6 protein-coding genes are annotated in these 5,411 nt (G+C 71.4%); 5 read left to right on the forward strand and 1 reads right to left on the reverse strand.

Annotation, left to right across the window (positions count from 1 at the left end):
* Window positions 1-155: 155 nt before the first annotated feature.
* The gene (locus VFL64_RS21870) at window positions 156-917 is read right to left on the reverse strand and encodes a pentapeptide repeat-containing protein (protein WP_489542503.1); all 762 of its coding nucleotides are present in this window, start codon (window positions 915-917) and stop codon (window positions 156-158) included.
* Window positions 918-1,006: 89 nt separating this feature from the next.
* Here VFL64_RS21870 and VFL64_RS21875 point away from each other — a divergent pair, with 89 nt between their 5' ends.
* The 5 genes from VFL64_RS21875 to mch all read left to right on the forward strand — a co-directional run.
* Window positions 1,007-1,396: a 4a-hydroxytetrahydrobiopterin dehydratase gene (locus VFL64_RS21875; RefSeq protein ID WP_489542504.1), complete on the forward strand. Its 390-nt coding sequence runs from the start codon at window positions 1,007-1,009 to the stop codon at window positions 1,394-1,396.
* A gap of 111 nt (window positions 1,397-1,507) precedes the next feature.
* Complete coding sequence (locus VFL64_RS21880; protein WP_489542505.1) at window positions 1,508-2,530, forward strand: beta-ribofuranosylaminobenzene 5'-phosphate synthase family protein; 1,023 nt, start codon at window positions 1,508-1,510, stop codon at window positions 2,528-2,530.
* A 14-nt stretch (window positions 2,531-2,544) separates the two neighbouring features.
* Complete coding sequence (locus tag VFL64_RS21885; protein WP_489542506.1) at window positions 2,545-3,468, forward strand: NAD(P)-dependent methylenetetrahydromethanopterin dehydrogenase; 924 nt, start codon at window positions 2,545-2,547, stop codon at window positions 3,466-3,468.
* On the forward strand, window positions 3,465-4,610 hold the full coding sequence (locus tag VFL64_RS21890) for an ATP-grasp domain-containing protein (protein WP_489542507.1): 1,146 nt from the start codon (window positions 3,465-3,467) through the stop codon (window positions 4,608-4,610). The genes VFL64_RS21885 and VFL64_RS21890 overlap by 4 nt, the downstream gene beginning before the upstream one ends.
* A partial coding sequence (gene mch, locus VFL64_RS21895; protein WP_489542508.1) for a methenyltetrahydromethanopterin cyclohydrolase occupies window positions 4,607-5,411 on the forward strand: 805 nt, incomplete at its 3' end. The genes VFL64_RS21890 and mch, both read left to right, overlap by 4 nt.

A 5,411-nucleotide genomic window follows, 5' to 3' on the forward strand; every position in this document is an offset into this window, starting at 1 on the left:
ACGGGCTGGAAGTTCATCGGCAAGCTCGATGCCGACCAGCTGCGCCACCTGCCGCCCGGCACGCTGACCTCGCTGCTGCCGCCCGACGAAGAGGCCGTGAAGCTCGCCGCCGAGACCAAGCCGGCCAAGCGCAAGAGCTGACCTCGGCGCGGGCCTCAGCGCCGCAGTCCCTTCGCGCTGTCCAGCCCCGTGGCACCGGTGAACACGGTGCCGTCGAGCACGGCGTCGGTGAAGTCGGCGCCCGTGACATCGGCGCCGCTCAGGTCGGCGCCGGCCATCTTGGCGTTGAAGAAGTTCACGCCGCGCAACGTGGCGCCAGTGAACTTGGCGAAGGACAGCAGCGAGCGGTTCAGGTCGGCCCCTTCGAGGTTGGCACCTGACAGGTCGGCGCCCGAGAGGTCGGTGCGCATCTGGCCCATGCCCTGGTTCTTGATGTTCACGCCCAGGTTGGTCTTGACCATCTTGGCGCCGCGCAAATTGGCGCCCGGGAAGTCGGCAATGATGCGCGCGCCGCTCAGGTCGGCCCCTGCAAAGTTGGGCGGCGTCTTCACCTCGCCGCCGAGCACCACCACGCTGAGCATGCTGCTGCCCACCAGCCGGGCGCCGCTGAAATCGGTGCCCATCAGCCACGCACCGTTGAGGTTGGCGCGCGAGAGGTCGGCGCCGTTGAATTGGCTCAGCACGAGCTTCGAGGCGAAGAGGCTGCTGCCCGCCAGCCGCGCCTGCCGGAAGTCGAGGCGGCTCAGGTCGAGGTCCGAGAGATCGAGGTCCGACAGCTCGGCCGGCTTCTGCGGCGTGGCCGCGGCCAGGCGCTCGCGCACCTGGTCGGCGGTGAGCCGCGTTGCCGCGGCGCTGCTGCGGCCGCTCAAGCCCAGCGCGGCCGATGCGAGAGCGATGGTCCAGACCCTTCTGCGCACAGTGGTTGCTCCGGTGGAGTGATGATGCTGTGCGGTGGCGCGCGCGAGGTCAAGCCCATGAACCCTGCCCAGCCACCGAGGAGACCACCATGGCGCAATGGCGAAAGAAGACCCCCGACGAGGTGTACTCGGCCGACGAGGTCGAGGCCCGGCTCAAGGCCGAGTTGCCCAAATGGACCTTCGAAGACGGCTGGATACGCCGCAAGTACAAGACCGGTGGCTGGAAGGGCACGCTGATGGTGGTGAACACCGTGGGCCACCTGGCGGAGGCGGCCTGGCACCACCCGGACCTCACCGTCTCCTTCGCCTTCGTCAACGTGAAGCTGATGAACCACGCCGCCAAGGGCATCACCGACAAGGACTTCGCGCTCGCCGCCAAGATCGAGGAGGTGGTGATGTGGCAGCCCGGCGCGGAGGAAGGCTCGGCCCTCGAAGGCACGCCCGACGATCCGCGCTTCAAGTACATCAAGTACGACTGAAGACGGCCGCCCATGACAGAGTGTCACCCTGCCGGGACAGGCGTCGCCCACGATCACCCCGCTTTCTGCGGGTAAACCTCAGCGGAACGGGGATTGCTTGGAAGGCCCCGAATGGGAACTCTTCTTCGCCTCGCCACCGACAGCCACCGTCTGCTGAAGCTGCGCGCGCCGGGTCGCCTGCACCTGGGCTTTCTCGACCCGGCCGGCAGCCTGGGCCGCCGCTTCGGCAGCCTCGGGCTGGTGATCGACGGCATCGCCACCGAGCTCGAACTGAGCGCCTCGTCGTCGGCCGACGAGGTGCTGGCCGCCGATGCGGCTGCGCAGGTCGAGGTCGAGCGTGCCGCCCGCTACCTGGCCGTGCTGCGCGAACACACCGGCCTGCAGACACCGCTGCGCGTGCAGCTCAACAGCGTGCTGCCGCCGCATGCGGGATTCGGCTCCGGCACCCAGCTCGCGCTCGCCATGGGCCGCGCCTTCGCCCACTGGCACGGCCTGGAGCTGAGCAGCGTGACGCTGGCGCACTGGCTGGCGCGCGGGCTGCGCTCGGGCATCGGCATTGCCGGCTTCGACCAGGGCGGCCTGCTGGTCGATGGCGGGCCGGGGGCCGACGGCCTGCCCGCGCCGCTGCTGTCGCGCATCGCCTTCCCGGCGGCCTGGCGGGTGGTGGTGGTGCAGGACGAGCGCCACCGCGGCCTGTCGGGCACGCAGGAAAAGCAGGCCATCGCCACGCTGGCGCCGCTGCCGCAGGCCGCGTCGGCCGACATCTGCCACCAGGTGCTGATGCGCGTGCTGCCCGGCGCGGCCAGCGTGGAGTTCGCGCCCTTCGCGGCCGGCATCAACCGCGTGCAGCAGCTGCTCGGCGAGCACTTCGCACCGGCGCAGGGCGGTGTGTACACGAGCGCGGCGGTGGGGCGCATCGTCGCCTTCATCGCCGATGCGGCGCAAGGTGCGGCCACCGGCCAGAGTTCATGGGGCCCGACCGGCTTTGCCATCCTGCCCTCGCAGGCGATTGCCGAAGCGGCCGTGCGTGCGCTGCGTGCCACGCGCCTGCTCGAACCCGGCCTCACGGTGAGCATCGTGGCCGGCCTCAACCGCGGGGCGCAGCTGACCGAGCATGCGTGTGAGCCCCACTGACCCCAGACGACACCATGGAACGCCCCTACATCCTCCACATGTTCACGCCGAGCCTGCAGATGAGCCCCTTCGACGTCAACATGGCCGCCGATGCCGGCTACCAGGTCATCGCGCCCTATTGCCAGGTCGATCTCGACGGCGTCACCGCGCTCACGCAAGACGCCATCTTCTCGCGCGGCCCCAAGGGCGTGGCGCGCACTGGCATCTTCATCGGCGGGCGCAACGCGATGCTGGCGGCCGACATGCTGGAGCGCGCCAAGGCCTCGATGTTCAAGCCCTTCGTGGTGTCGGTGATGGCCGACCCGAGCGGGGCCTACACCACGGCCGCGGCCATGGTGGCCTGCACCGAGGCGGCGATGCAGAAGCAGCACGGCCACGGCCTCACCGGCCTGCGTGTGGTGGTGCTCGGCGGGCTGGGGCCGGTCGGGCGCATCGCGGGCGTGATCGCCGCGCAGGCGGGGGCGCTGGTGTCGCTCTCCAGTCGCAGCGGTGCGGCGCACGCCGAAGAGGGCGCGGCCGAGACGGCCACGCGCTTCGGCGTGACGATGCACGGCGTGTCGGGTGCCGACCGCGCTGCGGTGCGTGCTTCGCTGGCCGAGGCCGACGTGGTGCTGGCCTGCGCGGCGGCTGGCGTGCAGGTCGTCACCGCCGACGACTTGAAGGAAGCGAAACGCCTCAAGGTGGCGGCCGACGTGAACGCCGTGCCCCCCGAAGGCATCGCCGGCGTGGGCGTGATGGACGACGCCAAGCCGCTCGCCGGCACCGCCGCCGTGGGCATCGGGGCACTGGCCATCGGCAACGTGAAGTACCAGACCCAGCACCGCCTGCTGGTGCAGATGCGCGAGGCCGACAAGAAGGCGCTGGTGCTCGGCTTCCCGGAGGCGTTCGCCGTGGCGCGCGCGTACCTCGCGGAGCGCGCGGCCGGCGGATCGGATTGAGCCGCCCGCAGCCGGCCGCCACCATCGCCGTGGCGGCCTTGTCGGCCCGCCTGATGGCCGAGGCCTCGGCGCGCGACGGCTTCGAGGTGGTGGCGCTCGACCTGTTCGGTGATGCCGACACGCGCGACGTGGCCTCGCAATGGATGAGCCTGGGCGAACCCACCACGCTGTCCCTCGACGACGAGCGCACGCTCGCGGCCCTGCACCACCTGGCGCAGCGCGGTGACGTGAGCGGCTGGGTCGCCGGCAGCGGCTTCGAGGGGCGGCCCGGCCTGCTCGCCGAAGCCGCGGCGCTGCTGCCGCTGGTGGGCACGCCCGCCTCGGCGGTGTGCCGCGTGCGCGACCCGGCGCAGTTCTTCGGCTTTCTCGCTTCGCAGCAGATCCCCTACCCGCCGGTGCGGCTGGGTGCTCTCGCGCGCAGCCTGCCCGCGGACGGCGCGCGCTGGTTGGTGAAAGACCCGCTGGGGTGCGGTGGCTGGCACGTGTGGCGCGCCACGCCGCAGCGCGTGGCCGAGTTGCCCCCGCATCACTACCTGCAGCGCGAGGCGCCGGGTGTGCCGATGTCGGCCACCTTCGTGGGGAACGGGCGCACGGCGGTCATCCTCGGCTTCAACGAGCTGACGGTGCGCCGCTTCGGCGCACGGCCCTACGTCTTCTGCGGCGTGGTGGGCCCGGTGGCGCTGTCCGGGCGTGCGGCATGGCAGGCGCGCGCCGCCGTCGAGGCCTTGACGGCCGCGTTCGACCTGCGCGGCCTGTGCAGCCTCGACTTCATGTGCGACGGCGACGACATTGCCGTGCTCGAAGTCAACCCGCGCCCACCGGCCAGCATGGCCTTGTACGGCGAGGGCGTGATGGCGGCGCACGTGCAGGCCTGCCTGCACGACACGTTGCCTGCACCGCGGCCTGCGGCGCAGTGTGTGCAAGGCACCGAGATCGTGTTTGCACGCCATGCGACGCTGATCGATGATGCGTTGGCACGCCGCGTGAGCCACTGGCCCGGTGCCCATGACCTGCCACGTGCTGGCACGCGGCTGGACACCGGCGACCCGCTGTGCAGCCTGAGCGCGAGCGGTGCCGATGCTGCATCGGTGAGGGCCGCGCTGCGCCAGGCCCGCGAGGATTTGCTGGAGACACTGGAATGACCGACGCCACGCCACCCCTCGCCACGTGCAAGTTGAGCGTCAACACGCGCGCGCGCCCGCTCGTCGAGCGCCTGCTCGCCGACGCCGAAGCCTTGCAGATCACCGTGCGGCGCGACGACAGCGGCGTGTGCATCGTCGACGCCGGCATCGCCGTGCGCGGCAGCGTCGCCGCCGGCCTCCTGATCGGCGAGATCTGCATGGGCGGCCTCGGCCAGGCCAGCCTGCACGCGGGGGGCGGCGAAGGCTGGCCCACCTGGGTGGAGGTGCGCAGCTCGCAGCCGGTGCTGGCCTGCCTGGGCAGCCAGTACGCGGGCTGGAGCCTCTCGGCCTCGAAGGAAGAGACCGGCGGCAAGAAGTTCTTCTCGCTCGGCTCCGGCCCGGCGCGCGCGCTGGCCGTCAAGGAAGCCCTGTTCCAGGAACTCGGCTACCGCGACCGCAGCGCCGAGGCCGGCGTGCTGGTGATGGAGGTCGACCGCCCGCCGCCGAAGGTGATCATCGACAAGCTGCTGCACGACTGCGGCCTGAAGCCCGAGGCGCTCACCCTCGTGCTCACGCCCACCACCAGCCTCGCGGGCACGACGCAGATCGTCGCGCGCGTGCTGGAGACGGCTCTGCACAAGGCGCACACGCTGGGCTTTGCGCTGGGCCACATCGTGGAAGGCGTGGCGACCGCGCCGCTGCCGTCGCCCTCGCCCGATGGCGCGGTGGCCATGGGCCGCACCAACGACGCCATCCTCTATGGCGGCAAGGTCCACCTCACGGTGCACGGCGACGATGTTGCAGCATGTGCGCTCGCCAGGC

This window comes from Rhizobacter sp., assembly GCF_035702065.1.
GTDB lineage: Bacteria > Pseudomonadota > Gammaproteobacteria > Burkholderiales > Burkholderiaceae_C > Rhizobacter.

Bases quoted from the DNA above. Each gene is read 5' to 3' on its own strand.
- VFL64_RS21875 (WP_489542504.1), top strand. From the start codon at position 1,007: ATGGCGCAATGGCGAAAGAAGACCCCCGACGAGGTGTACTCGGCCGAC.
- VFL64_RS21880 (WP_489542505.1), top strand. From the start codon at position 1,508: ATGGGAACTCTTCTTCGCCTCGCCACCGACAGCCACCGTCTGCTGAAG.
- VFL64_RS21885 (WP_489542506.1), top strand. From the start codon at position 2,545: ATGGAACGCCCCTACATCCTCCACATGTTCACGCCGAGCCTGCAGATG.